Below are 26,564 nucleotides of genomic sequence, written 5' to 3'. Positions count from 1 at the left end.
TCTGCCCGGACCGTTTCAAATGGCCGCACAGTAACGGAAATTTTTCGCTTGAACGGCGGTTCCGGCCGCTGGCGGCGGGGCACAGGGCGGCAGCCGGGGCCGCCGTCGGGGCATAGCCGTTTGACCCCGGCGCCGGTGCTGCTATTGGTTTCGCCGGATCCGGCAATGAAAGTAACAGCACATGAGCACCGGCAGTCAGCACCAGAGCGCGGGCACGCCGCCCGCCGGCCCGAACGGGCCACAGGCGCCGCTGCTGCGCAAGCGGTTTGACGATGGCCTGGCCGCCGGCAGCCCGTTTGCGAAATGGGCCGCGGTTTGGAAAAAGATGCTGCTGGTGCAGGACGGCTCCGCCACGCTGATCTGCGAGACACTTGCGGACGGGCCGGTGCAGCTGGATGTTCTGCACCAGAACGTCACCGGGGACGTTCCCGCCGGGGTCAGGGCGCATTTGCCGGGCACGTCCTTTATCGAACGCCAGGTCTGCATGTCGCACCGCGGCGAGGTGATGATGGACAACCTGACCTATGTCGCGCTGGAGCAGCTCGACCCGGAGGTGCAGCGGCATTTGGAACAGGGGCTGTCGCCGATCGGGTATATCTTTGACATCAAGCTGACCCGCAAAAGGCCGGTGCCGTGCCCGGAGGGGGTTCTGTCCCGGCTGTGGCAGCGCTGCGGCGTGCCCGATCCGGAGGCGGCCAGGACGTATGTCCTGGAAATCGAAAACACCTCCTGCATGCTGATCACCGAAACCTACCGCTCCGGCATGCTGCAGGGGCTGCCGCTGGCCGGGCCGGGCGCGCAGCCCGCCTGACGGGACCGCAAGCGCGCCGCCAGCGTGGCCGGCGCGCGCCTCCGTCAGGCCGGGGCCGTTACATTGCTTGCGACACCTGCCGCGCAAGCTCCGCCAGCGCGCGCGACAGGGCGTCCGCGGCGGCTGCGGGGCCGGTGCCATTGACGGGTGCCAGAATATCGAACGGTTTGACGAATTCGCGCACGGTGCCTTCGGGTGAGGAGACCGCAAACTGGCCGGTCAGCGCGAATACCCCGTCGGCGCGCGCATAGGCCTGATCGACCCGCACATCCAGCCGCACGTCCGGGCCGGTGTTCAGCGGCCAGGGCTCCATCGCGGCGGCGGCGCCGGTGCGCTGGTTCAGCCCGCGCGCCAGGGCTGCGGTCATGCCGCGGGCAGGGTCATCCGCCCATTGCGCCCCGCCAAGGGCAAACAGCGCGCCGCCGTCGCCCTCGGCAACGATTTCCGACGCCGCGGCATAGGAGGGCAGCGAGACCAGCCGCACCTCGATCGTGCGGGAGCGCAGGTTCGCCACTTTCTCGCCCGGCGCTGCGGAGATCAGGTAGCGGGCCTCGTTGGAGGGGCCGCAGGCCGCAAGCAGGGCAAGGGGGGCCATCAAAGTCAGGGCTTTCAACATTTTATTTTCCAAACAGCAGGGAATTCGGATCGCGTTCAATCTTGCGGGCCAGCTGCGAGACCGCGCGGGCGGCTGTCTTGACCTCGCGCAGGGCGTCCAGCGTCTCGGAGTTGAAGCTGGAGCGGGCGCCGTAGGAGGCGATCAGCGCCTCGGACTGGGCGACCAGCCGCTCCAGCCGGGCGGACAGGGCCGGCAGGCCTTCGGCGGCAGCGGCCACCGCATCGGCGGCGCCGCGGGCGGAGGCCATGGTGGCGTTGGCATTGTCCACCAGCCCGCCCTGGCGCAGCGCCTCCAGGGTGCGGCGCACCTCATCCAGTGCGCCGGTCAGGGCAGGGGGCAGATCGCGGGCCTCCTCGGTGCCGATCAGCGCATCGGCGCTGTTCATCAGCCGGCTGGCGGAGCGGATCAGCTCTTCGGCTTCCAGGGAATTGGCCTTGGCCGCCAGGGCGCGGAAGTCGCTGACCAAGGCAGGAAGCTCATCCGATGCGGCAGCGAAACTGGCGGCGGCCTGGCTGCCTTGTTCCAGCGCGGCGCTCAGATTGGCGACCGCATTGCCCTGCTGCACCTCCGTCAGGATGGCGCGCAGCTCCGCCACGGCGGCGTTCAGCTCAGCCGGCAGGGCGCGGGTGCCGGGGTCCGCGACCAGCGCGCGGGTGTCTTCCAGCAGCGCCACCGCGGCGGCGGGAACCTCACGGGTGCTGTCGGCAGAGGCCAGGTCTTCGATGCTGGCCAGGGTGGCGATGGCCTGGGCCATCAGCTCCTCAACGGGCAGTTCGCTGATGCGCTCCATCGCGCCTTCCGCCGTGGCGGTGAAATCGGGCAGGTCGGAGGGGGCGCTGGGCAGCTCTGGGAAGGGTTCTGCGCTGCGGTCGAACCGCGCCGGAGCGGCTTCATCCAGGGTGACCAGTTCAACAATCAGTTCCGAACTCAGCAGCCCGGCCGCGGCCAGCCGGGCCCGCAGCCCGCCTTCGACCGCCTGTTCCAGGAAATCCAGGACCTCAGTTTCTCCTGCGCCGGGGGGAAGCCCCATCAGCGAAGGCTGAAGAAGCAGTTTGGCAATCAGCCGCACCTCGGGCTCGTCGCTCTGGTTCTGGATGGCGGCGTTCAGGGTGCTGACTTCGCCGACCTTGACGCCGCCCAGCCTGACCGCGGCGCCGCTGGCAAGCCCGGCCACCGACTCGTCAAAGGCGACAGCCACCGATACGCCTTCCGACTGCGAGCGCGCAAAAGCGGTGCGGCGGGCGGCGGCCTCGTCCTCATGAATGTCGAACACCGTGTCCTTGCCCACGGGTTTGCCGCCGTCGAAAACGGTGTCGAATTCGATGCCGCCAGCCACCAGCGAGGCGATGCTGTCCACGTCCAGCGACAGCCCGCTGGCACCGAAGGAAACTGAAAAGCCAGAGGTGTCCCAGAACCGGGTGGCGGAGTTGATGCGGCGGTCATGCGGCGCGTCGATGAAGGCATCGACAACAACGCTGTCGCCGCTGGACGTCAGGCGCGGCTGCTCCAGCCGGCCGACCTCGACGCCGCGGAACAGCACCGGCGCGCCTTCCGAGATCATGCTGCCACTAGGGGTGCGCAGGGTGATGCGCCGCCCGTCCCGGCCCGGCTGCACCAGCGGCGGCCCGTCGACGCCCTCAAAGCGGGTGGCGGCCACGCCGGGCTCCTGATCCCAGGTGCCTTCGATATAGACACCGGACAGTACGGTGCTGAGGCCGGATATGCCCCGCGTGCTGACCTCCGGGCGGACCACCCAAAAGGCGGCGTCCTGATCCAGGTAGGGGGCAATCTTCTTGTCGATGCGGGCCCAGACGGTGACCTTGCTCAGGTCTTCGGTAAAGCCGAGCTCCTCTACCTGACCGATCGCCACATCGCGGTAGCGCACCGCGGTTTCGTTGGCCACAACGCCGGAGGCGTTCTCGAAAGTGATGCGGATCAGAACTCCCCGGCTGGAGTATGCCTGCCACGCAACGCCCAGCGACACCGCCAGCGCCGCCAGCGGCACCAGCCAGACCAGCGAGAGGTTGCGCCACGGCGACGGGCGCTGCGCGGAGACTTTCATCGTGGCGGGTTCAGGCGTGCTCATTCATACTCTCGCTTTTCCGCGTTCCAGATCAGCCGCGGATCAAAACTTTGGGCTGCCAGCATGGTGAAGGCAACCGACAATGCAAAACTGACCGCGGCAATCCCCGGGGTGACGGCAGCGGCAAAATCCAGTTGAACCAGGGCGGTCAGGATCGCCACGACAAACACATCAATCATCGACCAGCGGCCGATAAATTCGACAACCTCATAAAGCACCAGCCTGCCGTGGCTGCCAAGAGCTGCGGGCCTGCGGACCGAGACCGCCAGATAGCCGATGGCCAGAAATTTGGCGAGCGGGATCACGATGCTGGCAAAGAACACGATGAAGGCGACCCCATAGGAGCCATGGCTGAACAACTCCGCAATGCCGCCGATCAGAGTATTCTCCGAAGCGCGGCCAAAGGTGGTGGTGCGCAGCATCGGGTAGATATTGGCGGGGACATAGGCAATCAGCCCCGCCGCCAGCCAGGCCCAGACCCGCTGCAGGCTGTAAGCGGAGGGCGGGGTCAGCGCGCTGCGGCAGCTGTAACAGGTCTGCGCGCCGCCTGGGTTGACGGCGCCGCAGGTGCGGCAGCCGGTCAGCCCGGCCTCGGCTGCGGTCACGAACCGCGGCGGGTCTTCAGGGTTTTCCATACGGTCAGCCTGCAAATGGAACTGTCGGTCAGGATGGTCACCACCAAAAGCGCCGCGAAGGCCCAGAAGGCAGGCCCCAGCCCGACCCGGGCGAGGCCGGACACTTTGACCAGGGCGACCGCGACGCCGATGATGAAGATCTCAGCCATCGCCCAGGGCTTCAGCCGCTCTGCCCAGCGGTAGACGGCGGCCGCATGCGGGGCAGGGTGCCAGCCCAGGGCCATCGGTGCCAGGGTATAGACCAGGGCGCCATAGCGGGCAGCGGGAAGCAGCACGATCAGCAGGCCTGTGGCCAGCGACAGCGGCGCCATCGGCCCGCGGGAAAACGCCAGCACCGCATCCAGCACCGAGGCCCGGTGCGACAGCCCCTGGGCCTGCAGCTCCAGAAACGGGAAGCCGGCCGCAGCCGCCAGCAGGATCAGCGCCGTCAGGGACAGCATCGCAATCCGGGTCATCGCTCCCGATTTGGGCGCCGCCAGCACCGTGCCGCAGCGGGCGCACCTGGCGACGGTGTGCTTGGCCACCTCCTGGTCGCAGTGCAGCACGTCACAGGCAGGGCAGGCGATCAGCTGTTCCGGGTCCATCTTATCCTTGTCCGTTCAAGCCGCCGGCCGCCGCGCGGCACTCAGTCTGCGCAGCCTGCTGCGCCGGTATATCCTTGCCCGCCGGCAGCTAACGAAGGCGTTGGCATTCATAACCACAAAGGATCTGTCCGCAACAATCAAAACATGCCTCTTTTCCTGGAAATGCGCGCAGGAACTTTTAATCGCATCCTTGCACCGCCTGCGCCGGCCGCAGCTTGCGCGGGAGCCTGCAGCGTCCGCAAGTCTTGCCGCCGCAACCACGCCCGCGAAGCCCGGCCAGGATGACGGCGGCGCAGGCCAAGGTGACCATCTGCAGGGTCCAATGAATTTTTACCTATAGGCAAGACACTAGCCTGGCTGTACTGGGGCGGCAACCCAGCCGCGCCCGGCGGCCCGGCAGCAGGACGTTTGAAAACAGATACGGCACCTTATAGGCTCAAAGCAGATAATCGATCCCCATTGGCGATGAGGCCCGTCCGCCGGACACTAATACCGGCGGACGGGTCAGCAGCACTTGTCAGAAAATCCCTGCTGTGCAGGGCCTAAACCCATTCAACCGCCGCCTGCGCCAGCCGCGCCGCTGCTGCGCGGCAACCTGAAAAGGACACCACGTGAAAATTGCCATGCTTGCCCGCAATGCCAACCTGTACACCCACAAGCGCCTCAAGGCCGCAGCAGAGGAGCGCGGGCATCAGCTCGACATCATCGACACGCTGCGCTGCTACATGAATATCGCGAGCCGCCGCCCGGAGATCTTTTACAACGGCGAGCAGCTGAAGGGCTATGACGCCGTGATCCCGCGGATCGGCGCCTCGGTCACCTTCTATGGCACGGCAGTGCTGCGGCAGTTCGAAATGATGGGTGTCTACCCGCTGAACGAAAGCGTCGCCATCGGGCGGTCGCGGGACAAGCTGCGCTCGATGCAGCTGCTGGCGCGCGACGGTGTCGGCCTGCCGGTCACCACCTTTGCCCATGACCCCAAGCAGACTGAAGAAGTGCTGAAACTCGCCGGCGGCGCGCCGATCGTGATCAAGCTGCTGGAAGGCACCCAGGGCATCGGCGTGGTTCTGGCCGACACCGACCGGTCGGCCAAGTCGGTCGTCGAGGCGTTCCGCGGCGCCGGCGTCAATATCCTGATGCAGGAGTTCATCAAGGAGGCCGGCGGCACCGACATCCGCGCGATCGTGATTGGCGGCAAGGTCGTGGCCGCGATGAAGCGCACCGGGGCCGAGGGCGATTTCCGCTCCAACCTGCACCGCGGCGGGTCGGCTCAGGTTGTGAAACTGACGCCGGAAGAACGCGCCACCGCCGTGCGCGCGGCAAAGACCATGGGCCTGAACGCCTGTGGCGTCGACATGCTGCGGGCCAACCATGGCGCGGTGGTGATGGAAGTGAACTCCTCCCCCGGCCTGGAAGGGGTGGAAAAGGCCACCGGCCTGGATATCGCCGGCAAGATGATCGAATTCCTGGAAAAGAACGCCAAGGCAGGTGCCACCAAAACCAAGGGCAAGGGATGACGGCATGAAGGGGCGGCAGCATTTTGCCATCGGCCATGCCAGGGTGGCGCCGGGCTCGCGGCTGACGGTTGACCTGCCGGTCAGCGTCCTGTCCGATCACACGCCGGTCACCATGTCGGCGCATGTGGTGCATGGCCGCCAGGACGGGCCGACGGTCTTTGTCAGCGGCGGCGTGCATGGCGACGAGGTGATCGGGGTGGAGATCATCCGGCGGCTGCTGCGGGCGCCGAACCTGACGACGCTCAAGGGCACGCTGATTGCGGTGCCGATCGTCAATGCCTTCGGCTTCATCAACCACTCCCGCTACCTGCCCGACAGGCGCGACCTGAACCGGGCGTTTCCCGGCAGCGAGCTTGGCTCGCTGGCCTCGCGCCTGGCGCATCTGTTCATGGCAGAGGTGGTCGCCCGCTCGGATCTGGGGATCGACCTGCATTCGGCGGCGGTCCACCGGACCAATTACCCGCAGATCCGCATCTCGCCCGACAACCCGAAAACCCGGGAGCTTGCCGGGGTGTTCGGCGCGCCCATTGTGATGCAGTCGCCGCTGCGCGACGGCTCATTGCGCGGTGCGGCCAAGGAGATCGGCAAGGACATCCTGCTGTTTGAGGCGGGCGAGGGCCTGCGCTTTGACGAGCTGTCGATCCGGGCCGGGCTGGCCGGCATCCTGCGGGTGCTGCGGCACATGGGGATGGTCCCGGCCAAGGGCATTTCCAAACCCAAATCGCAGCCGCAGTTCTGCGCCTCCAGCAAATGGCTGCGGGCGCCGATGGGCGGGCTTCTGAGGGTCTACAGGAACGACGGGGAGCTGGTCCGGCAAGGGGAGCTGATGGGATCAGTATCGGACCCTTTCGGCGAGCAGGACGAGGAAATCCTGGCCCCCTTCGACGGGCTGATTGTCGGCCGCGCGGTAATGCCCGTCGTGAACGAGGGCGATGCAGTGTTCCATCTGGGAAGGGTCCCCTCCGTCACAAAGGCAGAGGATTCGGTCGAGGATATCAGCGCCCAGCTGGAGGATGATCCGATGTTTGACGAGGATGAAATCCTGTAGCCCGCCCCGGCAGGGGGGGGCGCCTCCCGCGCAGGTTTTCCCTGCCAGCGGCAACTTTTTCTTGCCGCAAGCAGGGCGATGCGCTACGCGCGCTTAACCGGTCCCGCAAGGGCTAAGAGGGAATCCGCGGTGCCTGCCGGGCGCCAACCGGAACTGCCCCCGCAACTGTAGGCGGCGAGTGCTGTGCCATCGCGTCACTGGATCCCAGCGGTCCGGGAAGGCGGCCCAGACGATGACCCGCCAGTCAGGAGACCTGCCGGTAAAAACCGAAGCACACCGGGCGGGGTTGTCCGGGGAGGTTGCCGGCAGGATGCGCCGCCGCGATCAGGCGCCGCAGAGGAAGGGCTCAGACCTTCTGCCCCGCCGGTCAATGCCCTTTCACCCGTTCTCCGGTCATTGACACATGGAGATCGACTATAATGTTCCTGCGTTCCGGCCTTATTGGCCTGTCTTTCACTCTTGCGGCTCAGGCTGCGGCTGCTGATGAATCCTTTCCGCTGACCATCGAAAACTGCGGCCAGTCCCTCACCTTCGAAGCCCCTGTGGCATCCTCCGTAACCGTCGGCCAGGCGGCCACCGAAGTGCTCTATGCGCTGGGGCTGGGGGACAAGGTGCTGGGCACCTCGGTCTGGTTCAACGACGTGCTGCCGGAATTTGTCGAGGTGAACGCCAAGGTCGAGCGTCTGGCCGACAACGACCCGAGCTTTGAAAGCGTGGTTGCCAAACGCCCCGGCTTGGTGGCGGCGCAGTACGAATGGCACGTCGGCCCCGAAGGCATCGTCGCCAAGCGCGAGCAGTTCCATGACCTCGGCATCCCGACTTATGTTCTGCCCGCCGATTGCGCCGGCAAGGACAACACCACCGGCGGCGACGGCACCCGGACAGAAATGTTCACCACCGAGAGCCTGTATCAGGGCATCGAGGAGCTTGCGGCGATCTTTGGCGAGGCCGAAAAGGGCGCAGAGCTGGTCGCCGGCTACAAGGCCCGCGAAGCCGCGGCAGTTGCCAAGGCACAAGAGGTTGCGCTGGAAGACGCCTCGGCCGTGTTCTGGTTCTCCTCGCCTGAGATGGAAAGCGACCCGTTTGTCGCCGGCCAGAAGGGCGCGCCGGGCTACATGATGCAGCAGCTGGGCCTTAAGAACGTCATCGAAACTGACGAGGAATGGCCGACCGTCGGCTGGGAAACCATCGCCAAGGCCAATCCGACGGTGATCGTGATCGCCCGCATGGACCGCCGCCGCTTTGCCGCCGATGACTACGAGAAGAAGCTGGAGTTTCTGCGCACCGATCCGGTCGCCAGCCAGATGGACGCTGTGAAGAACGGCCGCATCGTGGTGATGGATGCCCAGGCGATGGATGCCACCATCCGCGCAATCCCGGCGCTGGAGGATCTGGCGGCTGAACTCAGCGCGATCGGCAACGGCGCATGAGCGCAGCCGCCGCACTGGCCTGGCAGGGCGTCAGGGGCGCTTGCCTGGCTCTGCCGGTGCTGGCTGCGGCGGTTCTGGCAGGCGCAATGATCGGGGAAACCTCGCTTGCGCCTGACCTTGTCCTGTCCGTTCTTGTCAACAAGCTGGCCGGGGCGGGGCTGCCGGTGGACCCGGTGGACCAGGGCATCATCTGGAGCTACCGGCTGCCGCGGGCGCTGGTGGCTGGGGCGTGCGGTGCCGCGCTGGCGGTGGCGGGCGTGGTGCTGCAGGCGCTGCTGCGCAACGCGCTGGCGGATCCCTACATCCTTGGCATCTCCGCCGGCGCCTCGACCGGGGCGGTGGCGGTGACCATTGCGGGCCTCGGCGGCGGCGCCCTGTCGCTGTCCTTCGGCGCCTTCAACGGGGCGCTGCTGGCGTTTGGCTTTGTCGCCATTCTGGCGCGGGCCGCCGGGGCGGGCAGCAGCCGGGCGGCGGCGGCGCAGATCGTGCTGGCGGGGATCGCCGGCTCGCAGCTGTTCAACGCCCTTACCGCCTTCATCATCGCCAAGTCCGCCAATGCGGATCAGGCGCGCGGCATCATGTTCTGGCTGATGGGCAACCTCAGCGGCGTGCGCTGGCCGGATGCGTGGCTGGCGGTGCCGCTGGCGCTGGCGGGCTGGATGGTCTGCCGCTTCCACGCCCGGGCGCTGGATGCCTTCACCTTTGGCACCGATTCCGCCGCGGCGCTGGGCATCCCGGTGCGGCGGGTGCAGGTGGTGCTGATCTTTGCCACCGCGCTGATGACCGCGGTGATGGTGTCGATCGTTGGCTCCATCGGCTTTGTCGGCCTGGTGATCCCGCACGCGGCGCGGTTCCTGGTTGGCCCTGGCCACCGCCGCCTGATGCCCGCCGCCGCCCTGACCGGAGCGGTGTTCCTGATCGGCGCCGACATCGTGTCCCGTATCATCATCCCCGGGCAGGTGCTGCCCATCGGCGTCGTTACTGCGCTGATCGGAGCGCCGGCCTTTGCCATCATTCTGGTGCGCGGGCAGAGGACTGCGCGATGAGGATCGAAGCCCGCAGCCTGTCCTTCTCGGTGCGCGGCAAGGAGCTGCTGTCGGATGTGTCGCTGTCGGCGCAACCGGGGGAAACGCTGGCGCTGGTCGGCCCTAACGGCTCCGGCAAATCGACGCTGATGCGGCTGCTGGCGGGGCTGGCCCGGCCCTCGCAGGGCGACGTGCTGCTGGCGGAGCAGCCGCTGGCCCGGCTGTCGCGCCGGGAAATTGCCCAGCGGATCGCCATCGTCGAGCAGCAGGCCGACACCGCGGAGCGCATCTCCGCGCGCTCGGTCGTGGAGCTGGGACGCACCCCCTGGCTGTCGGCCTTGCGGCCCTGGAGCGGCGAAGACACCCGGCAGGTGGACAAAGCTCTGCGGACGGTCGAAATGGAGGCATTTGCCCAGCGCGAATGGGCCACCCTGTCCGGCGGCGAGCGGCAGCGGCTGCATATCGCGCGGGCGCTGGCCCAGCAGCCGGGGCTGCTGCTGCTGGACGAGCCGACCAACCATCTGGACATCCACCACCAGCTGTCGATCCTGAACTGTGTCCGGAACCTGAAGGTGACTGCCGTGGTGGCGCTGCACGATCTGAACCAGGCGCTGACCTGCGACCGGGTGGCGGTGCTGTCGGGCGGGCGCCTGGTGGCATCGGGCACGCCGCAACAGGCCTTGACGCCGGACACGGTGTCGGAGGTGTTCGGGATCACGGCCCGGCAGGTCCGGGATGCCGGCGGCGGCGCGCCGCATCTGTCCTTTCACCTTGCCTGAACGGCGGCGGGCGCCGCCGCGCGGTTACTCCGGCTGATCCGGTGACAGGTCGCAGGACTGGATGAAGCTGCTGCATTCCTCGGTCAGGGCCGCAAACCGCGAGCGTTCGCGCTGGTAGAGGTAGACCTCCCGCTTGTCCGGCAAGTCAGCTATGGCGCGGAAGGCGGTGGTTTCCGGCATGAAGCGGGCCACGGTCTGCGGCAGCACGGTCACCCATTTGCCAGTCCGCACCATGGTAATCAGCGAATGGGTGTTGTGGATCGTCACATCGGCCGCGCTGCTGGCCTCGACAAAGCGCTCGTTGCGGATCAGGCCGCACAGGGCGTTGCGGACAAAACCGGCCCCGGTAACATCAGCGATCGCCGGCGGCTGTTCCTGCCGCAGCAGCGGGTGATCGGCAGAGCAGACCAGGCCAAACCTATCCTCGAACAGCGGCACCGCCTTGACTCCGTTGAGCGGATGATAGCCGGAGGCGATGCCGATATCCGCCTTGCCCTCGGCCAGGGCGTCCAGAACCTGCTGGGTGTCGGTGTCGCGCAGCTCTACCTTCAGGCCCGGGAAGCGGGCGGTCATATGCTCCAGCACCGCCGGGAATACCAGAGCGGCCACCGATGGCACCGACACGATGCGGATCAGGCCGTGGGTCGCCTCGGCTGCCATCTCGATGCTCTGCACCGTCTGGTCGAAGTGGCGCACCTGTTTCTGTGCCAGTTCAAAGACTTGCTCGCCCAGCGGCGACAGCTGGTTCTTGCGCTCGCCCTCAAACAGCTTCTTGCCCAGATGGTCCTCCATCTGCTTGAGGGTCATGGAAACCGCTGATTGGGTCCGGCCCAGCCGGTTTGCGGCCTCCGACAGGTTCCCGGTCTGCGCCACGGTGCAAAAGGCGCGCAGCATTTCGATCTTCAAGGCCATGACTTCAGAATTATTGAAATTGCGTTCAGTTTATTGAGTTTGACTGATGCTAGGGCGGAAGTCCATCCTGCTGCAAACCTGAAATTCAGCATCTGGGGCTTCTCCGTGACCAAACTGAACCTGATTGCCGGCGAATGGCTGGCTGGCGAAAGCGAAATCGAAAACCGCAACCCTTCGGATCTGAGCGATCTGGTCGGCATGTTTGCCCAGGCCAGCGCCGATCAGCTGGACGCCACTCTGGATCAGGCGCAGACCGCGCAGCGCGAATGGGCCGCCTACGGGCTGGAGCGCAAGCAGGCGGTGCTGACGAACATCGGCAATGAGCTGATGGCCCGCGCCGAGGAACTGGGCACGCTCTTGTCGCGCGAAGAAGGCAAGCCGCTGGCTGAGGGCAAAGGCGAAGTCTACCGGGCTGGCCAGTTCTTCACATATTACGCCGCCGAATGCCTGCGCCAGATCGGGGAAAACGCCGACTCCGTGCGCCCGGACATCGAGGTGGACGTGCGCCGCGAGGCGGTGGGTGTGGTCGCCATCATCTCCCCCTGGAATTTCCCGACCGCCACCGCTTCGTGGAAAATCGCGCCGGCGCTGTGCTACGGCAACGCCGTGGTCTGGAAGCCCGCGAACATCACCCCGGCTTCGGCGGTTGCCCTGACCGAGATCATCGCGCGCCAGGACATCCCCAAGGGCCTGTTCTCGCTGGTCATGGGCTCCGGCCGCTCCATTGGCCAGCGCCTGGTCGAAAGCCACAAGGTGAACGCGATCTCCTTCACCGGATCGGTGCCGGTGGGCAAGGGCATTGCCGCCGCCGCCATCCAGAACCTGACCAAGGTGCAGATGGAGATGGGCTCCAAGAACGCGCTGGCGGTGATGGACGACGCCGACCTGGATCTGGCCGTCACCCTGGCGCTGGGCGGCGCCTTTGGCGGCACCGGACAGAAATGCACCGCTTCCTCCCGGCTCGTGGTCCACGCGGCTGTTCATGATGCCTTTGTTGACAAGCTTGTCGCCGGGGCACAGGCCATGAAAGTGGGCCACGCGCTGGAAGCGGGCGTGCAGATGGGGCCGGTGGTCAGCGAGCAGCAGCTGAACGAGAACCTGGCTTATGTCGATACCGGCACATCCGAAGGCGCCGAACTGGCCTGCGGCGGCCAGCGTTTGGAAATGCCGCACGAGGGCTTCTACATGTCCCCGGGCGTCTTCCTGAACACCACAAACGATATGCGCATCAACCGCGAGGAGATGTTCGCGCCGCTGACCAGCGTGATCAAGGTGGGCAGCTATGACGAGGCGCTGGCGGTGGTCAACGACACCAACTTCGGCCTGACTTCTGGCATCGTGACACAGTCGCTGGCCCGTGCCACCCATTTCCGCCGCAACGCGCGCACCGGTGTGGTCACCGTCAACCTGCCGACCGCAGGCACCGACTACCACGTGCCGTTCGGCGGCCGCGGCGACAGCTCCTATGGCCCGCGCGAGCAGGGCAAGGCGGCGGCGGAGTTCTACACCGCCGTCAAGACCGCCTACATCAGCGCCGGCGAGCCGGTCTGATGCCCGTCAATCGCGCGGCCTGAACTTATCCGGCGACACGCCGGATGCAGCGCCCGTCCTGCCCCCCGCATTCACTTGGGACGGGCGCTGACCATTAATGAACGAGGTGCCTGAATGACCGGCTACCGTATCGACTGCCTGCAATATGCCAACTGGTCGGAAAAGATCTTCCGCCAGCTGCGCGAGGGCGGCGTGGACGCGATCCATGTCACGATTGCCTATCATGAGAACTTCCGCGAGACGGTTCTGAACTTCGAAAAGTGGAACCGCTGGTTCGAACAGTATCCGGACCTGATCATGAAGGGGCAGTGGGCCTCTGACATCGACAGGGCCCGCGAAACCGGCCGCACCGCGGTGTTCTTCGGCTTCCAGAACCCCTCGCCGATGGAGGACGATATCGGCCTGATCGAAATCCTGCACACGCTGGGCGCCCGTTTCATGCAGCTCACCTACAACAACCAGTCGCTGCTGGCGACCGGCTGTTACGAGGCCGAGGACACGGGCATCACCCGCATGGGCCGTCAGGTGATCAAGGAGATGAACCGGGTCGGCCTGGTCGTGGACATGAGCCATTCCGCCGACCGCTCCACCATCGAAGCGGCGGAGATCTCCACCCGCCCGATCGCCATCACCCATGCCAACCCGCATGAGTGGTCGCCGGCCCTGCGCAACAAGAAGGACGATGTGATCCGCGCGGTGACCGGCCATGGCGGCATGCTGGGCTTCTCGGTCTATCCGCACCACCTGAAGGACAAGTCTGCCTGCACCCTGCAAAGCTTTTGCGAAATGATTGCCCGCACTGCCGACAAATACGGCGCACAGCACCTCGGCATCGGCACCGATCTTTGCCAGGACCAGCCTGACAGCATCGTTGAATGGATGCGGGTCGGCCGCTGGACGAAAGAGATCGACTACGGCGAAGGATCAGCCGCCGCGCCGGGCTTCCCGGCAATGCCCGGCTGGTTCAAGGACAACCGCGACTTTGGAAACATCGAAGACGGCCTTCGCGCGACGGGCATGAACGATGACGAGGTCAGCGGCATCATGGGCGGGAACTGGTACCGGTTCTTCGCCGAAAACTTTGGCCCAAAGGGATAGGTCATGGAACCAACCGCGCAGACAACGATATCACGACGGGACCCGGCGCAGGTCATGCGCCTCAGCCGCCTCGGCTCCCTGCACCAGTGCCGCCTCAGCTTCATGCGGGTGCTGACACGGCGCATGGCCCGGGAAAACTGGAGCTTTGCGCGCCCGAAGTTTGATATTGATGCCAAGGGTGTCGGTGTGGCGGTCTATACCGCGACCGGCCCCGCGCGGACCTATTCCCTGATTGCCTTCGCCCACGACCTGCCGCCGGACATGCGCTCCGACCGGGTGATCGCCACCGCCTGGGACGCGACCTTTACCCTGTTCGACGGGGTGCCGACGGATGCGGATATCGAACGGCTTTCAAAGAACGTGCCGTATCAGGAGGCGGGCCGGGTCAACGAGAAATCCCTGTCTGTTTCCCGCGCCAACCGCTCGGTGCGCCTGTGGGCGCATTTCGTCGATGCGCTGTCGCAGGGCCGGCAGCCGGACCCGGCGCAGGTGGATGCCGTCGGCTACCTGATGCGCACCACCGCCGTCTACGGCTCCGGCAAGCTGGGCGCTGCCGACCGGGAGGCCATCGCGGACCGCCCCGAACTCAGCGCGCCGTTCCAGGCAGAGATGCTGTCGGTTTACCTGACCCGTGTCTTCGTCCGTGATCTGGTGGAGCATATGGCCCGTGCCAAGGGCGGCGAGAACGCCGTGCCGCTGGCGCCCGAAACCGCGCAGCGGCTGGGGATCGGCAACTCCACCGGCCTTGGCATGGCGCCCTACATCGTCAACCACCCGGTGCTGTTCAACAACTGGATCATGGCGCGGGAGGAGGCGATTGCCCGGGTGCGCTCGGTCGAAACCGCCACCGCGGAGGAAGCCGCCTGTTTTCGCCGGATGCTGCGGCGCAGCGAATTGTCGGCGGCGCGCTGGCATTCGGAGCACCCGGTGCAGATCGAAAAGCTGGCGAGCCTTCGCAAGGATCTTGAGGCCCTGGCGGCCTGGGTGGCGTCAGATGATCTGCGCAATGACCGCCCCTGGGACCGGCTGATCCGCTGGAGCGGGACAGCGCTGAGCCTGGAAGGGCAGGAACTGGCGGCCTCGCTGATCCTGGAACCCTATGCGGAGCTGGTGGACGGTCTGTCCGACTGCATGGCCGACGCCAACAAAGACGCCTTCATCATCAATGGCGCAATGCCGGTTTCGCAGGTCCGCAGCCTGCTGCAAGACAGCTTTGGCTGGGCACTGGATCTGGACTGGGCGGCCCGCGAAAACTGCGCCCGCGCCTGGTATGTCTCGGAAGAGAAGCTGGAGCCGCGCATGGGCGAACGCTTCGACGAGCCCATCGCCAATTACGAACAACCGCTGGCGCCGGCCCGTGACGCAGCCTTGGCCCATGCCGCGCTGGCCGGTTGGGAGGCCGAGGCGCCCGTCGCGGCCTTCCTGCTGCGCCACCCGGAACACCGCCACACCGTGCGCCGGGCGCAGATGAGCCAAGCCGCCCCCTACGGCGAAATCCGCAGCAACACCATCAGCGACCGGGTGCTGCCGGTCGACATGCTGCGGGCGAAACTGTCGTTCTTCGGCGCTACCCATTTCGACCCGCGCTCCGACCGCTGGGTGCGGATCTGCATGTATGCGGGCGCGCCTTACCCTGAGGACCTGACCACCGCCAACGCCGACCTGTGGGTATACCCGGAGGCAGACCAATGAGCTATGCGCTGAACGAAGTGGAAGCCACCGCCAAACGCGCCGCCCGCGGGGCGGGGTATGACTGGGGGCTGGCCGAGGAAGCCGCCAAGGCCACCCGCTGGCTGTGCGCGCAGGGGCTGGACGGCGCGGCGGTGCTGGCCCGGCTGCTGGAGGCCGGCTTTGCAGCTGAGCTGGAGGCTCACGTCCCGCAAGGCATCGAGGGTGACTGGCTGGCAGACGCGCCGCTCTGTCCGCTGGCAACCGGCGCGGCGCTGTCCGACTGCGCGGCGCGGCTGCGGGACATGCCAATGGCCATCGGCCCAGTTGCCCAGCCTGCGATGATCCTGCCCTTTGCCGCAACGGCCGCACGGCAGCTTGGCGCCTGCGTCACGGTTGCGGGCGAGGGCTTCCAGGCTGTCACCGACGGCGCCGCCCTGCACTGCGAAGGCACCCTGCCGGACGCGGCCGCCCGCCTGAGCATCTGCGCTGCGGGCAGCCTGGCAAACCCGAACCCCGGCCGCACCCGCGCCGAACCGGCGGAGGCGGCCTGGGCCGCGCTCAACCGCTTTGCCCATAAAACCTACGCTCCGGCCACCGAGGAGTCGCGCCTGCTGGGCGCCGGCGCCGGGCTGTCCGACAACGACTGAGAAGGCACTGAGATGACCGAAACCCGAACCCTGACCCTTGCCGAGATCGAGGACCTGTCGTTCCGCGCACTGGTGGCTGCAGGCACGTCAGAGGCGAATGCGCGGCCCTTGGCAGTTGCCACCGCAGCGACCGAGGCGGATGGGGTGGCCAGCCATGGCCTCGCCTATATCCCGATCTATGCCGAGCATGTGCAATGCGGCAAGGTGGACGGGCAGGCGGTGCCGGTTCTGTCCCGCCCGCGCCCCGGCGTCGTCGCGGTGGACGCGGCCACCGGCTTCGCCCATCCGGCCATCGACGCAGGCTTTGAAGCGCTGATCCCGGCAGCCCGCGAGCAGGGCATCGCAGTTCTGGCAATCCGCAACAGCTACAACTGCGGCGTGCTGGGCTACCACACCGCCCGCCTGGCCCGCGCCGGGCTGGTGGGCTTGGGCTTCACCAATGCGCCCGCCTCAATTGCGCCCTCGGGCGGCAGGAAGCCGGTGGTCGGCACCAACCCGTTCTCGGTTGCGGTGCCGGGCGAGGACGGCGAGCCGGAGCTGCTGATCGACCAAAGCGCCAGCACCATCGCCAAGAGCGAGGTGATGAAACACGCCCGCGAGGGCAAGGAGATTCCGCTGGGCTGGGCGCTGGATGCAGACGGCAACCCGACCACAGACCCGGACGCGGGCCTCAAGGGCTCGATGGCGCCTTCGGGCGGCTACAAGGGCGTCGGGGTGGCGCTGCTGACCGAGATCATGGCCGCCGCGCTGACCGGTGCCACGCTGGGCATCAATGCCTCGCCGTTCTCCGGCACCGCAGGCGGTCCGCCGAAAACCGGCCAGATGTTCATCGCAATCGACCCCGCAGCAACCTCGAATGACACATTTCGTGCCGGAATGGTCGGAATCGTGGGCGCGGTGCGGGCACAGCCTGGCGCACATCTGCCAGGCGACGGGCGCCGCGGCAAGCGGATCAAAGCCCGGGACCAAGGCGTCGCGGTCAGCGTGGCAACGCTGGACAGGATCAAAGCTCTGTTGGGCTGACGCCAATCCCCGGCGGGGCCGCACCCCGCCGGACATTCCGCACCCCGGTGCGGCACGTGCGAAACGGGAGGAAACGCATGTCAATTAAGCAACCTTTTACCGATTTGGAGATCAAGACCTCCAACGGCGGCTTCTACGAGGGGCACAGCGTCGAGATTGCCTTGCTCAGCAAGGGGATCATGGTCGCGCTGGTGCTCTGGGCCCTGGTGTGGCCGGCAAACGCCACCGGCGTGCTCGGCAGCCTGAACTGGCGTATTCTGGAGGACTTCAACGCCTTTTACATCATCATCGTCGGCTTCTTCGCCTTTTTCCTGTTTGTGGTCGCCGCGCTGCCGCAAACCGGTAAGCGGATCATGGGGGCCCCGGGCGAGCCGAAGGAATTCTCGGACTTTTCCTGGTTCTCGATGATGTTCGGCGCCGGTCTGGGCGTCGGCCTGATGGTGTTCGCCACCGCAGAGCCGCTGGGCCTGTGGGGGTCCAACCCGGTGGTGCTGTCGCAGGAGGTCGCAGCGAACAGCGAGGAGGCCATTCAGTCCGGCTTCCGCTACACCTTCCTGCATTACGGCTTCCATGCCTGGGCGATCTACGTGGTGACCGGCCTGTCGCTGGCCTACTACGCCTATACCCGCGGGATGCCGCTGACCATCCGCACCGCGCTGACGCCGCTGTTCGGCAAGCTGATGAACGGCTTCCTGGGCCACGTCGTTGACGTGCTGGGCGTTGTCGCCACCATCCTGGGCGTGTCCGTGACCATCGGCTTCGGCGTGTCGCAGTTCGTGGACGGCCTTTACGCGATCACCGGCATGGAATGGATGATGGACATGAGCGGCGACGCGCCTGCACCGGGCACCGTTGGCCTGCTGGCCGGCCTGTTCGCGATCATGGGGCTGTCGATCATCTCGGCAGTGTCCGGCGTCGGCCGCGGCGTGAAGTACCTGTCGAACCTGAACCTGGTCCTGTCGATCATCCTGCTGCTGGTCTTCGTGGTCTTCGGCTCCTTCGTGTTCGCCATGAGCACCTACGCGTCGGCCATTGTGGACTACATCCTGAACTTCACGGCGCTGAGCTTCGGTGCTTTCGGCCCGCAATCCGCGGCTGAGTTCTCGGCGGCGCTGCCGGCTGAGGCCGCCCCCTATGCCGATGCGCTGCGCGGCGGTGCCACCAACGCCTGGGGCTCCTTCGAAGGCTTCAAGTCCGGTCTGGAGGGCGAAGCCGCTGCCCTGTCCGACGACGTGCTGTCGGCGGCCTATGCCGCGGGCGAGCCGCAGCGCCAGTTCGGCTGGCAGGCTGGCTGGACCACCTTCTACTGGGCCTGGTGGATCGCGTTCTCGCCCTTCGTGGGCCTGTTCCTGGCGCGCATTTCCCGCGGCCGCTCGGTGCGTGAATTCATCGTCGGCTGCGTGCTCGCCCCGGCGCTGGTCTGCTTTGCCTGGATGACCATCCTGGGCGGCACCGCCATCGACCTGGAACTGAACGGCGCGGCCGAAGGTGCGATCATCGGCGCCTCGAACACCGCCAAGCTGTTCGTGACCCTGCAAAGCATGATCGACGGCGGCCTGCTGTCCGGCATCACCATCATGTGCGTGGTGCTGATCATGACCTTCCTGGTCACTTCGGCGGACTCCGGCATTCTGGTGATGAACACCATCATGTCCGGCGGCGACCAGAACATCGGCAACAAGCACAAGATCGTCTGGGGCCTGATCCTGACCGCCGTGATCGGCACCCTGCTGTTTGCAGGCAAGCAGAACGGCGGAGCGGATCCGATGGAAGCGCTGAAAAGCGCGATGATCATCGGTGCGCTGCCGTTCACCATGGTGATGGGCCTGATGTGCATCTCGCTGGCCAAGGCGCTGTTCCGCGACGGCCAGCGCGAAAAGGCCGCAGAGCGCGCACCTGCCGAATAAGCACGCCAGCCGTCCTTGCGGGCGGTGCCGGGGCCGGGGGGAACATTCCCTCCGGCCCCTTACTGTTTGCGGACATCTGACAGCAGCGGTGCTGCCCTCCGGAGGCGGCCGCGTCCGGTTCGTTTGGCAAATTGCGTGAAAACGGAAAGTTTTTAGCGTCAGGGGCGCAAAATCTTCCGTTTCTGGATTAATTTGTGAAACCGGCGTATACTGCCTTCTCTTACCGATTGAACCTGCCTTTTCGGCCTTGGATGTGTCCGGGGAGCGGGGGAAAGGGGGCGGGATGCTGATTGCGGTCGTGCTTGTGCTGATCGTGGCGGGGTCCGTTGCGTTCCATCTGTACAGCCCGTGGTGGTGGACGCCGATCGCGTCGAACTGGGACTATATCGACAACACGCTGGTAATAATCTTCTGGATCACTGGTGCGGTGTTCGCCGCGGTGGTGCTGTTCACGGCCTATTGCGTGTGGAAATTCCGGCACCGTCCGGGCCACAAGGCTGAGTTCGATCCGGAAAACAAGCGGCTTGAGTGGTGGCTGACAGCAGTGACTGCCGTTGGCGTGGCTGCGATGCTGGTGCCGGGGCTGTTCGTGTGGAAGCAGTTCGTCACCGTGCCCGGGAACGCCAGCGAGTTGGAGGTCTTCGGCCAGCAGTGGAACTGGGCCTACCGGCTGCCCGGCGCCGACGGCGTGCTAGGCACCGCGGACGCGGAATGGGTGAGCGGCGAAAACCCCCTGGGCGTCAACCCGCATGACCGGTTCGGCAAGGATGACCTCATCATCGAGGGCGGCGAGGTCTATCTGCCGGTGGATCAGCCGGTCAAGCTGCTGCTGCGCTCCATCGACGTCTTGCACAATTTCTACGTGCCCGAGTTTCGCGCCAAGATGGACATGGTGCCGGGCATGGTCACCTACATCTGGTTCACCCCGACCCGCACCGGCAATTTCGAGGCGCTTTGCGCCGAATACTGCGGCACCGCACATCCCTTCATGCGCGGTTTCGTGACCGTGGTGGAGGCCGCGGAATACCAGGAATGGCTGCAGGAGCAGCTGACCTTTGAAGACTACGCGGGCGCGGCTCCCGGAGCCGGGGCCGAAACGAGGCTCGCAAGACGCTAAGGGCAGCGTCCTCCCGCGGGGAGGGCCGGGCGCTGCCCGGCCGAAAGGCCGGCCGGTACACCGGATTTGGATGGAGGCCTGTAATGACCGACTACCTGCCTGACCACGACAGCACTTTGCCGCCGCGCGAAGTTGCCGATGTGATGCCGCCGCATGCGCACAGCTGGATCGGCAAGTACGTCTTCTCGCAGGACGCCAAATACATCGCCATCCAGTATTCCGGCACCGCCGCGGCCATCGGCCTGGTGGCGCTGGTGCTGTCCTGGCTGATGCGGCTGCAACTGGGCTTTCCGGGGCTGTTCGACTTCATCACACCCGAGGCCTATTACCAGTTCGTCACCATGCACGGGATGATCATGGTGATCTATCTGCTGACCGCGATCTTCCTCGGCGGTTTCGGCAATTACCTGATCCCGCTGATGGTCGGCGCCCGCGACATGGTGTTTCCCTTCGTCAATATGCTCAGCTACTGGATCTACCTGCTGGCGGTGCTGGTGCTGGTGGCGAGCTTCTTTGTTCCCGGCGGGCCGACCGGCGCGGGCTGGACGCTGTACCCGCCGCAGGCGGTGCTGTCGGGCACGCCGGGCGGCGCGCAAAGCGGCATCATCCTGATGCTGGTCTCGCTCATTCTGTTCATCATCGGCTTTACCATGGGCGGTTTGAACTATGCCGTCACCGTGCTGCAGGCCCGCACCCGCGGCATGACCATGATGCGGCTCCCGCTGACCGTCTGGGGCATCTTCACCGCCACGGTGATGGCGCTGCTGGCGTTCCCGGCGCTGTTCGTGGCCTGCGTGATGATGCTGTTCGACCGGCTCCTGGGCACCTCGTTCTTCATGCCGGCGCTGGTGGAGCTGGGCGAGAAGCTGAGCTACGGCGGCGGCAGCCCGATTGCCTTCCAGCACCTGTTCTGGTTCTTCGGCCATCCGGAGGTATATATCGTGGCGCTGCCCGCCTTCGGCATCGTCTCCGACCTGATCGCGGTCCATGCGCGCAAGAATGTCTTCGGCTACCGGATGATGGTCTGGGCCATCGTCATCATCGGCGCGCTCAGCTTCATCGTCTGGGCGCACCACATGTATGTCTCGGGCATGCATCCGTGGTTCGGCTTCTTCTTCGCCACCACCACGCTGATCATCGCGATCCCGACCGCGATCAAGGTCTATAACTGGATCCTGACCCTGTGGAAGGGCGACATCCACCTGACCCTGCCGATGCTGTTTGCGCTGGGCTTCATCGTGACCTTCGTGAACGGCGGGCTCACGGGGCTGTTCCTGGGCAACGTGGTGGTCGATGTGCCGCTCAGCGACACCATGTTCGTGGTGGCGCATTTCCACATGGTGATGGGGGTGGCGCCGATCATGGTGATCTTCGGCGCGATCTACCATTGGTATCCCAAGATCACCGGACGGATGCTGAATGAGGCGATGGGCCAGATCCACTTCTGGGTCACCTTCATCGGGGCCTATGCGGTGTTCTTCCCGATGCACTATGTCGGCCTCGTCGGCGTGCCGCGCCGCTATTTCGAGATCGGCGAGCCGGCCTTCCTGACCGCGCCGGTGGACGGGCTCAATGCCTTCATCTCCTCCGCCGCGCTGATTGTCGGCGCGGTGCAGGTGCTGTTCCTGTTCAACATCTTCTGGAGCCTGCGCCATGGGCTTGCGGCGGGCGGCAACCCCTGGCGCGCCACCTCGCTGGAGTGGCAGACGCCGGAAACGCCGCCGCGGCATGGCAACTGGGGGGATGACCTGCCCAACGTCTACCGCTGGGCCTATGACTACAGCGTGCCCGGCGCGGCGGAGGATTATGTCGCCCAGAACGATCCCTGGGTGCCGGACAGCGGGGGGAGGCGGCTGTGACGGTCATCCTGGCCTTCCTGGCGCTGGTCGCCCTGGCCGCCGGGCTGTGGCTGTCGCAGCAGCGGCTCGCCTCCAAGCCCTGGCTGGAAACCGGCATTGCCCCCTTGGCGGGCCATGGCCCGGGGCGCGCGCCGGGCTTCATCTTCATCGCCGTCTTCCTCGCCGTGGCCGGCGGGCTGTTTGCGATGCTTGGCAGTGCTTTTGTCATGCAGATCGACGAGACGCCGTGGGAACTGGTGCCGCTGCCCGGCCGGGTCTGGCTCAATACGGCGCTGCTGCTGCTGGCCAGCCTGTTCATGCAGTTCGTGGTGATCTCCGCGCGGGCGGGCACCACGCGCTGGCTGCGCGCCAGCCTGATTGCCGCCAGCATCGCCACGCTCGCCTTTCTGGCCGGGCAGGCGCAGGTGTGGATCGCGCTGACCGCAGACGGCTACCCGCTGGACGGTCCCCCTGCGGCCAGCTTTTTCTACCTGATCACCGGCCTGCACGGGCTGCATGTGCTGGGCGGCATCATCGCGCTGGCGGCCATCTGCCTGCGCCACGCCGGCGGCGGGGACGTCAAGGCGCTGCTGCCGGGGGTGCGGCTCTGCGCGCTTTACTGGCACGGGCTGCTGGCGTTCTGGCTGATGCTGTTTGCATTGCTGCAGGGCTGGGGCAACGCCTTTCTGGCGCTGTGCCGCGCCGCCGTGACTTGAGGGAGGGAGACTGATGGACCATCCGCTGCAAGGCCAGGACCAGACGCTGCTGCAACAGGGGCACAGCGGTTTCGCCGCCGACTGGAGCTCGGACCAGCGGGTGTTCAAGAAGGTCTCCTGGGGCAAGGCGATGATGTGGATCCTGCTGCTCAGCGACACATTTATCTTTGCCTGCTTCCTGGTCGCCTACCTGACCGCCCGCAGCTCCACCACCGCCGAATGGCCCAACGCCAGCGAGGTTTTTGCCCTGCATATCGGCGGCCAGGACCTGCCGCTGATCCTGATTGCCATCATGACTTTCGTGCTGATTTCCTCCTCCGGCACGATGGCGATGGCGGTGAACTGCGCCTACCGCAAGGCGCGCAAGGCGACCGCCGCGCTGATGCTGGCGACCGCCGCGCTGGGCGCGTGTTTCGTGGGGATGCAGGCGTTTGAATGGTCCAAGCTGATTTCCGAGGGCGTGCGCCCCTGGGGCAACCCCTGGGGGGCAGAGCAGTTCGGCGCCAGCTTCTTCATGATCACCGGCTTTCACGGCACCCATGTGACCATCGGTGTGATCTTCCTGATCATCGTTGCCCTCAAGGTCTGGCGGGGCGACTTCGACCGGGACCAGCGCAGCTGGATGTCGGCTGGCAACGGCGATTACGAGGCGGTCGAGATCATGGGGCTGTACTGGCACTTCGTCGACCTGGTCTGGGTCTTCATCTTTGCATTCTTCTATCTGTGGTAGGGGGCCGCCATGACAGACACACCGCACGCAATGGACACCCGGCATGTGGCGCATGACGAGGGGCAGCAGCATCCGATCAAGCTTTACTTCGTGGTCTGGGTCTTGCTGTTCATCCTCAGCGCCGGCTCGTACTGGGTGGATTACGCACAGCTGCAGGGGCTCTTGCGCTGGAGCCTGATCCTGATCTTCATGGTGCTGAAGGCGGGGCTGATCATCGCCGTCTTCATGCATATGGCCTGGGAGCGGCTGGCGCTGATCTACGCGATCCTGCTGCCGCCGCTGGCGCTGATCGGGCTGCTGGCGATTCTGATCATCGAGTCGGAGTACACCGCCGGCACCCGGGTGATTGAACTTGGGCAGGGGGCAGGGGCGCCTGAGTAACGACCGTTCCGCCCGGCCGTAGGCCGGGCAGCGCCCGACCCTCCCCACGGGAGGGCGCTTCACGCCCACCCAGGGTCAGGCGCTGCCCTCAGTGTTGTTCCTAGGCCGTGCAATGAGAAAGGCGCCCCGGTTTCCCGGAGCGCCCTGTTTGCGCGATGGGCCGTGTTTACGCCGCCAGATCAAACCGGTCTGCGTTCATCACCTTGGCCCAGGCCGCAACAAAGTCCTGCACAAACGCATCCTTGAAGTCATCCTGCGCATAGACCTCGGCCAGCGCCCGCAGCTGCGAGTTGGAGCCGAACACCAGATCGGCGCGGGTGGCGGTCCATTTCACTTCGCCGCTGGCACGGTCACGGCCCTCATAGGTGCCGTCGCCGGCCGGCTTCCACTGCACGCTCATGTCCAGGATATTAGTGAAGAAATCGGTGCTCAGCGTGCCGGCCCGGTCCGTGAACACCCCATGCGCCGCGCCGCCGTGGTTGGCCCCCAGCACCCGCAGGCCGCCAATCAGCGCCGTCATCTCCGGCGCGCTGAGGGTCAGGAGCTGCGCCCGGTCCACCAGCATCTTCTCGGCCGGAATGCTGTAGTCCGCCTTCTGGTAGTTGCGGAAACCATCGGCCTCCGGCTCCAGCACGGCAAATCCTTCGATGTCGGTCTGCTCCTGGCTGGCATCCGTCCGGCCCGGAGTAAACGGCACCTCGACCGGATGGCCAGCGGCCTTGGCGGCCTCTTCCACCGCGGCGCCGCCCGCCAGCACGATCAGATCGGCCATCGAGATCTTCTTGCCGCCGGATGCGCTCCCGTTGAAATCGCTCTGGATGCCTTCCAGAACCTTCAGCACCTTTGCCAGCTTGTCAGGCTCGTTCACCTCCCAGGTCTTCTGCGGCTCCAGCCGGATGCGTGCGCCATTGGCGCCGCCGCGCATGTCGGAGCCGCGGAAGGTCGAGGCCGAGGCCCAGGCGGTGGAGACCAGTTCCGGCACCGTAAGCCCGGACGCCAGCACCTTGGCCTTGAGGTCTGCAACGTCATCCGTTTCCACCAGCGGGTGATCCACCGGCGGCACCGGATCCTGCCAGATCAGATCCTCGGCCGGGACTTCCTCGCCCAGATAGCGCGACTTGGGCCCCATGTCGCGGTGGCACAGCTTGAACCAGGCGCGGGCAAAGGCGTCGGCGAATTTCTCCGGGTTGGCGTGGAAATCGCGCGAGATCTTCTCATAGTCCGGATCCATCCGCATCGACATATCCGCGGTGGTCATCATCGGCGCATGCTTTTTGCTGGGGTCATGGGCATCCACCACCATATGCTCGGGCTTCACGTCCTGCGCCTGCCACTGGTTCGCACCGGCCGGGCTTTTGACCAGTTTCCACTCATAGCCGAACAGCACGTCGAAATACCCCATGTCCCAATGGGTCGGGTTGGGCTTCCAGGCCCCTTCAATGCCAGAGGTGGTGGTGTCAGCAGCGTTCCCGGTGCCGTGCGAATTCAGCCAGCCAAGCCCCATGTGCTCAATGTCCGCGCCTTCGGGCTCCGTGCTGACCAGTTCGGGATCGCCGGCGCCATGCGCCTTGCCGAAGGTGTGGCCGCCCGCCACCAGCGCCACGGTTTCCTCGTCATTCATGCCCATGCGGCTGAAAGTCTCGCGCACGTCCTTGCCCGAGGCGACCGGGTCCGGGTTGCCGTCCGGGCCTTCCGGGTTCACGTAGATCAGCCCCATCTGCACCGCGGCCAGCGGGTTGGCCAGGTCGCGCTCGCCGGAATAGCGGCTGTTGGGCTGGTCGCTGGTGGCCAGCCATTCGGTCTCCGCCCCCCAATAGACGTCTTCCTCCGGTTCCCACACATCCGCACGGCCGCCGCCAAAGCCGAACACCGGGCCGCCCATCGATTCAATGGCGCAGTTGCCCGCCAGGATCATCAGGTCCCCCCAGGAGATCTTGTTGCCGTACTTCTGCTTGATCGGCCACAGCAGGCGGCGCGCCTTGTCCAGGTTGCCATTGTCCGGCCAGCTGTTCAGCGGCGCAAAGCGCTGGCTGCCGGTGCCGCCGCCGCCGCGCCCGTCGGCGGTGCGGTAGGTGCCGGCACTGTGCCAGGCCATGCGGATGAACAGCGGCCCGTAATGGCCATAGTCCGCAGGCCACCAGTCCTGGCTGTCGGTCATCAGCGCGTGCAGGTCCTGCTTCACCGCCTTTAGGTCCAGCTTCTTGAATTCCTCGGCATAGTTGAAATCAGCCCCCATCGGGTTCGACGCAGGCGAATGCTGGTGCAGAACCTTCAGGTTCAAGAGGTTCGGCCACCAGTGCTTGTTGGTGGTGCCGCCGGTTGCGGCAGCGCCATGAAACACCGGGCATTTTCCTTGGGGAGTATTTCCGTCCATTTTTGTCTCCGATCGTGGCTGCAGTTGTTGACGCGCTACGCGACAGAAGCGCCCCGGGACCCGTTCTGCGG

General features: G+C 66.0%; 22 protein-coding genes, 1 pseudogene and 1 riboswitch. Of the genes and pseudogenes, 17 read left to right on the top strand and 6 right to left on the bottom strand.

Features of this window, described 5'->3' with window-relative positions; translation table 11 throughout:
* Nucleotides 1-181: 181 nt before the first annotated feature.
* Entirely contained in the window at nucleotides 182-811 is a 630-nt protein-coding gene (locus R2C4_RS12900) for a chorismate--pyruvate lyase family protein (RefSeq protein WP_141890942.1), read from the top strand.
* Nucleotides 812-869: 58 nt separating this feature from the next.
* On the opposite strand, the gene R2C4_RS12895 is transcribed toward R2C4_RS12900, so the two are convergent.
* Genes R2C4_RS12895 through R2C4_RS12880 form a run of 4 tightly spaced genes read right to left on the bottom strand, consistent with a single transcriptional unit; the run spans nucleotide 870 to nucleotide 4,729 of the window.
* Nucleotides 870-1,427, bottom strand: a complete 558-nt coding sequence (locus tag R2C4_RS12895) for a PqiC family protein (RefSeq protein ID WP_058286082.1) — start codon at nucleotides 1,425-1,427, stop codon at nucleotides 870-872.
* A gap of 1 nt (nucleotide 1,428) precedes the next feature.
* A complete protein-coding gene (locus R2C4_RS12890; protein WP_141890941.1) occupies nucleotides 1,429-3,513 on the bottom strand; it encodes an MlaD family protein in 2,085 nt (694 codons plus the stop codon).
* Nucleotides 3,510-4,145: a paraquat-inducible protein A gene (locus R2C4_RS12885; protein ID WP_208764491.1), complete on the bottom strand. Its 636-nt coding sequence runs from the start codon at nucleotides 4,143-4,145 to the stop codon at nucleotides 3,510-3,512. Before R2C4_RS12885 ends, R2C4_RS12890 begins: the two co-directional genes overlap by 4 nt.
* Nucleotides 4,112-4,729, bottom strand: a complete 618-nt coding sequence (locus R2C4_RS12880; protein WP_141890940.1) for a paraquat-inducible protein A — start codon at nucleotides 4,727-4,729, stop codon at nucleotides 4,112-4,114. The genes R2C4_RS12885 and R2C4_RS12880 overlap by 34 nt, the downstream gene beginning before the upstream one ends.
* Before the next feature lie 611 nt (nucleotides 4,730-5,340).
* Between R2C4_RS12880 and rimK the strand changes: the two genes are divergently transcribed.
* The 5 genes and pseudogenes from rimK to R2C4_RS12855 form a co-directional block, all read left to right on the top strand.
* Nucleotides 5,341-6,246, top strand: coding sequence for a 30S ribosomal protein S6--L-glutamate ligase (gene rimK / locus R2C4_RS12875; protein ID WP_141890939.1), 906 nt, complete (start codon nucleotides 5,341-5,343; stop codon nucleotides 6,244-6,246).
* A 4-nt stretch (nucleotides 6,247-6,250) separates the two neighbouring features.
* Entirely contained in the window at nucleotides 6,251-7,294 is a 1,044-nt protein-coding gene (locus R2C4_RS12870) for a succinylglutamate desuccinylase/aspartoacylase family protein (protein ID WP_141890938.1), read from the top strand.
* Between the two features lie 81 nt (nucleotides 7,295-7,375).
* Nucleotides 7,376-7,569, top strand: a riboswitch (cobalamin riboswitch).
* A gap of 144 nt (nucleotides 7,570-7,713) precedes the next feature.
* Complete coding sequence (locus R2C4_RS12865; RefSeq protein ID WP_141890937.1) at nucleotides 7,714-8,724, top strand: ABC transporter substrate-binding protein; 1,011 nt, start codon at nucleotides 7,714-7,716, stop codon at nucleotides 8,722-8,724.
* Nucleotides 8,721-9,770, top strand: a complete 1,050-nt coding sequence (locus R2C4_RS12860) for a FecCD family ABC transporter permease (RefSeq protein WP_141890936.1) — start codon at nucleotides 8,721-8,723, stop codon at nucleotides 9,768-9,770. The genes R2C4_RS12865 and R2C4_RS12860 overlap by 4 nt, the downstream gene beginning before the upstream one ends.
* Nucleotides 9,767-10,277, top strand: a pseudogene (locus R2C4_RS12855) (ABC transporter ATP-binding protein); the annotation flags it as partial. The gene R2C4_RS12860 and the pseudogene R2C4_RS12855, both read left to right, overlap by 4 nt.
* Nucleotides 10,278-10,552: 275 nt before the next feature.
* On the opposite strand, the gene R2C4_RS12850 reads toward R2C4_RS12855, so the two are convergent.
* Complete coding sequence (locus R2C4_RS12850) at nucleotides 10,553-11,440, bottom strand: LysR family transcriptional regulator (protein WP_141890934.1); 888 nt, start codon at nucleotides 11,438-11,440, stop codon at nucleotides 10,553-10,555.
* Nucleotides 11,441-11,545: 105 nt separating this feature from the next.
* Here R2C4_RS12850 and R2C4_RS12845 point away from each other — a divergent pair, with 105 nt between their 5' ends.
* From R2C4_RS12845 to R2C4_RS12795, 11 genes are all read left to right on the top strand, one after another.
* Nucleotides 11,546-12,991 (top strand): aldehyde dehydrogenase family protein, encoded by a 1,446-nt coding sequence (locus R2C4_RS12845; RefSeq protein ID WP_141890933.1) that lies wholly within the window; start codon nucleotides 11,546-11,548, stop codon nucleotides 12,989-12,991.
* Between the two features lie 114 nt (nucleotides 12,992-13,105).
* On the top strand, nucleotides 13,106-14,089 hold the full coding sequence (locus R2C4_RS12840) for a membrane dipeptidase (RefSeq protein WP_141890932.1): 984 nt from the start codon (nucleotides 13,106-13,108) through the stop codon (nucleotides 14,087-14,089).
* 3 nt (nucleotides 14,090-14,092) lie between these two features.
* A complete protein-coding gene (locus R2C4_RS12835) occupies nucleotides 14,093-15,781 on the top strand; it encodes a hypothetical protein (protein WP_141890931.1) in 1,689 nt (562 codons plus the stop codon).
* Entirely contained in the window at nucleotides 15,778-16,407 is a 630-nt protein-coding gene (locus tag R2C4_RS12830; RefSeq protein WP_141890930.1) for a DUF3726 domain-containing protein, read from the top strand. Before R2C4_RS12835 ends, R2C4_RS12830 begins: the two co-directional genes overlap by 4 nt.
* 12 nt (nucleotides 16,408-16,419) lie before the next feature.
* Nucleotides 16,420-17,430, top strand: a complete 1,011-nt coding sequence (locus R2C4_RS12825; RefSeq protein WP_141890929.1) for an Ldh family oxidoreductase — start codon at nucleotides 16,420-16,422, stop codon at nucleotides 17,428-17,430.
* A gap of 77 nt (nucleotides 17,431-17,507) precedes the next feature.
* Complete coding sequence (locus R2C4_RS12820) at nucleotides 17,508-19,337, top strand: BCCT family transporter (protein WP_058286070.1); 1,830 nt, start codon at nucleotides 17,508-17,510, stop codon at nucleotides 19,335-19,337.
* 283 nt (nucleotides 19,338-19,620) lie between these two features.
* Nucleotides 19,621-20,454: a cytochrome c oxidase subunit II gene (locus tag R2C4_RS12815; RefSeq protein WP_141890928.1), complete on the top strand. Its 834-nt coding sequence runs from the start codon at nucleotides 19,621-19,623 to the stop codon at nucleotides 20,452-20,454.
* Nucleotides 20,455-20,537: 83 nt separating this feature from the next.
* Nucleotides 20,538-22,313, top strand: a complete 1,776-nt coding sequence (locus R2C4_RS12810) for a cbb3-type cytochrome c oxidase subunit I (protein WP_141890927.1) — start codon at nucleotides 20,538-20,540, stop codon at nucleotides 22,311-22,313.
* Nucleotides 22,310-23,008 (top strand): cytochrome c oxidase subunit 3, encoded by a 699-nt coding sequence (locus R2C4_RS12805; protein WP_141890926.1) that lies wholly within the window; start codon nucleotides 22,310-22,312, stop codon nucleotides 23,006-23,008. The genes R2C4_RS12810 and R2C4_RS12805 overlap by 4 nt, the downstream gene beginning before the upstream one ends.
* Before the next feature lie 13 nt (nucleotides 23,009-23,021).
* Entirely contained in the window at nucleotides 23,022-23,738 is a 717-nt protein-coding gene (locus tag R2C4_RS12800) for a heme-copper oxidase subunit III family protein (RefSeq protein ID WP_141890925.1), read from the top strand.
* Between the two features lie 9 nt (nucleotides 23,739-23,747).
* Complete coding sequence (locus tag R2C4_RS12795) at nucleotides 23,748-24,119, top strand: cytochrome C oxidase subunit IV family protein (protein WP_141890924.1); 372 nt, start codon at nucleotides 23,748-23,750, stop codon at nucleotides 24,117-24,119.
* 166 nt (nucleotides 24,120-24,285) lie between these two features.
* Here the strand turns inward: R2C4_RS12795 and katG are convergent, their stop codons facing one another.
* On the bottom strand, nucleotides 24,286-26,493 hold the full coding sequence (gene katG / locus R2C4_RS12790) for a catalase/peroxidase HPI (protein WP_141890923.1): 2,208 nt from the start codon (nucleotides 26,491-26,493) through the stop codon (nucleotides 24,286-24,288).
* Between the last annotated feature and the right edge of the window lie 71 nt (nucleotides 26,494-26,564).

It is taken from the genome of Leisingera aquaemixtae (genome assembly GCF_006740765.1).
Taxonomy (GTDB): Bacteria; Pseudomonadota; Alphaproteobacteria; order Rhodobacterales; family Rhodobacteraceae; genus Leisingera; species Leisingera aquaemixtae.
Note: the sequence above shows the minus strand (reverse complement) of the source record. Positions and strands in the feature narration are given on the sequence as shown.

Coding starts and splice junctions, on each gene's coding strand:
- R2C4_RS12900 (WP_141890942.1), top strand. CDS start 182: ATGAGCACCGGCAGTCAGCACCAGAGCGCGGGCACGCCGCCCGCCGGC.
- R2C4_RS12895 (WP_058286082.1), bottom strand. CDS start 1,427: ATGTTGAAAGCCCTGACTTTGATGGCCCCCCTTGCCCTGCTTGCGGCC.
- R2C4_RS12890 (WP_141890941.1), bottom strand. CDS start 3,513: ATGAGCACGCCTGAACCCGCCACGATGAAAGTCTCCGCGCAGCGCCCG.
- R2C4_RS12885 (WP_208764491.1), bottom strand. CDS start 4,145: ATGGAAAACCCTGAAGACCCGCCGCGGTTCGTGACCGCAGCCGAGGCC.
- R2C4_RS12880 (WP_141890940.1), bottom strand. CDS start 4,729: ATGGACCCGGAACAGCTGATCGCCTGCCCTGCCTGTGACGTGCTGCAC.
- R2C4_RS12870 (WP_141890938.1), top strand. CDS start 6,251: ATGAAGGGGCGGCAGCATTTTGCCATCGGCCATGCCAGGGTGGCGCCG.
- R2C4_RS12865 (WP_141890937.1), top strand. CDS start 7,714: ATGTTCCTGCGTTCCGGCCTTATTGGCCTGTCTTTCACTCTTGCGGCT.
- R2C4_RS12860 (WP_141890936.1), top strand. CDS start 8,721: ATGAGCGCAGCCGCCGCACTGGCCTGGCAGGGCGTCAGGGGCGCTTGC.
- R2C4_RS12850 (WP_141890934.1), bottom strand. CDS start 11,440: ATGGCCTTGAAGATCGAAATGCTGCGCGCCTTTTGCACCGTGGCGCAG.
- R2C4_RS12840 (WP_141890932.1), top strand. CDS start 13,106: ATGACCGGCTACCGTATCGACTGCCTGCAATATGCCAACTGGTCGGAA.
- R2C4_RS12835 (WP_141890931.1), top strand. CDS start 14,093: ATGGAACCAACCGCGCAGACAACGATATCACGACGGGACCCGGCGCAG.
- R2C4_RS12830 (WP_141890930.1), top strand. CDS start 15,778: ATGAGCTATGCGCTGAACGAAGTGGAAGCCACCGCCAAACGCGCCGCC.
- R2C4_RS12825 (WP_141890929.1), top strand. CDS start 16,420: ATGACCGAAACCCGAACCCTGACCCTTGCCGAGATCGAGGACCTGTCG.
- R2C4_RS12820 (WP_058286070.1), top strand. CDS start 17,508: ATGTCAATTAAGCAACCTTTTACCGATTTGGAGATCAAGACCTCCAAC.
- R2C4_RS12815 (WP_141890928.1), top strand. CDS start 19,621: ATGCTGATTGCGGTCGTGCTTGTGCTGATCGTGGCGGGGTCCGTTGCG.
- R2C4_RS12810 (WP_141890927.1), top strand. CDS start 20,538: ATGACCGACTACCTGCCTGACCACGACAGCACTTTGCCGCCGCGCGAA.
- R2C4_RS12800 (WP_141890925.1), top strand. CDS start 23,022: ATGGACCATCCGCTGCAAGGCCAGGACCAGACGCTGCTGCAACAGGGG.
- R2C4_RS12795 (WP_141890924.1), top strand. CDS start 23,748: ATGACAGACACACCGCACGCAATGGACACCCGGCATGTGGCGCATGAC.
- katG (WP_141890923.1), bottom strand. CDS start 26,493: ATGGACGGAAATACTCCCCAAGGAAAATGCCCGGTGTTTCATGGCGCT.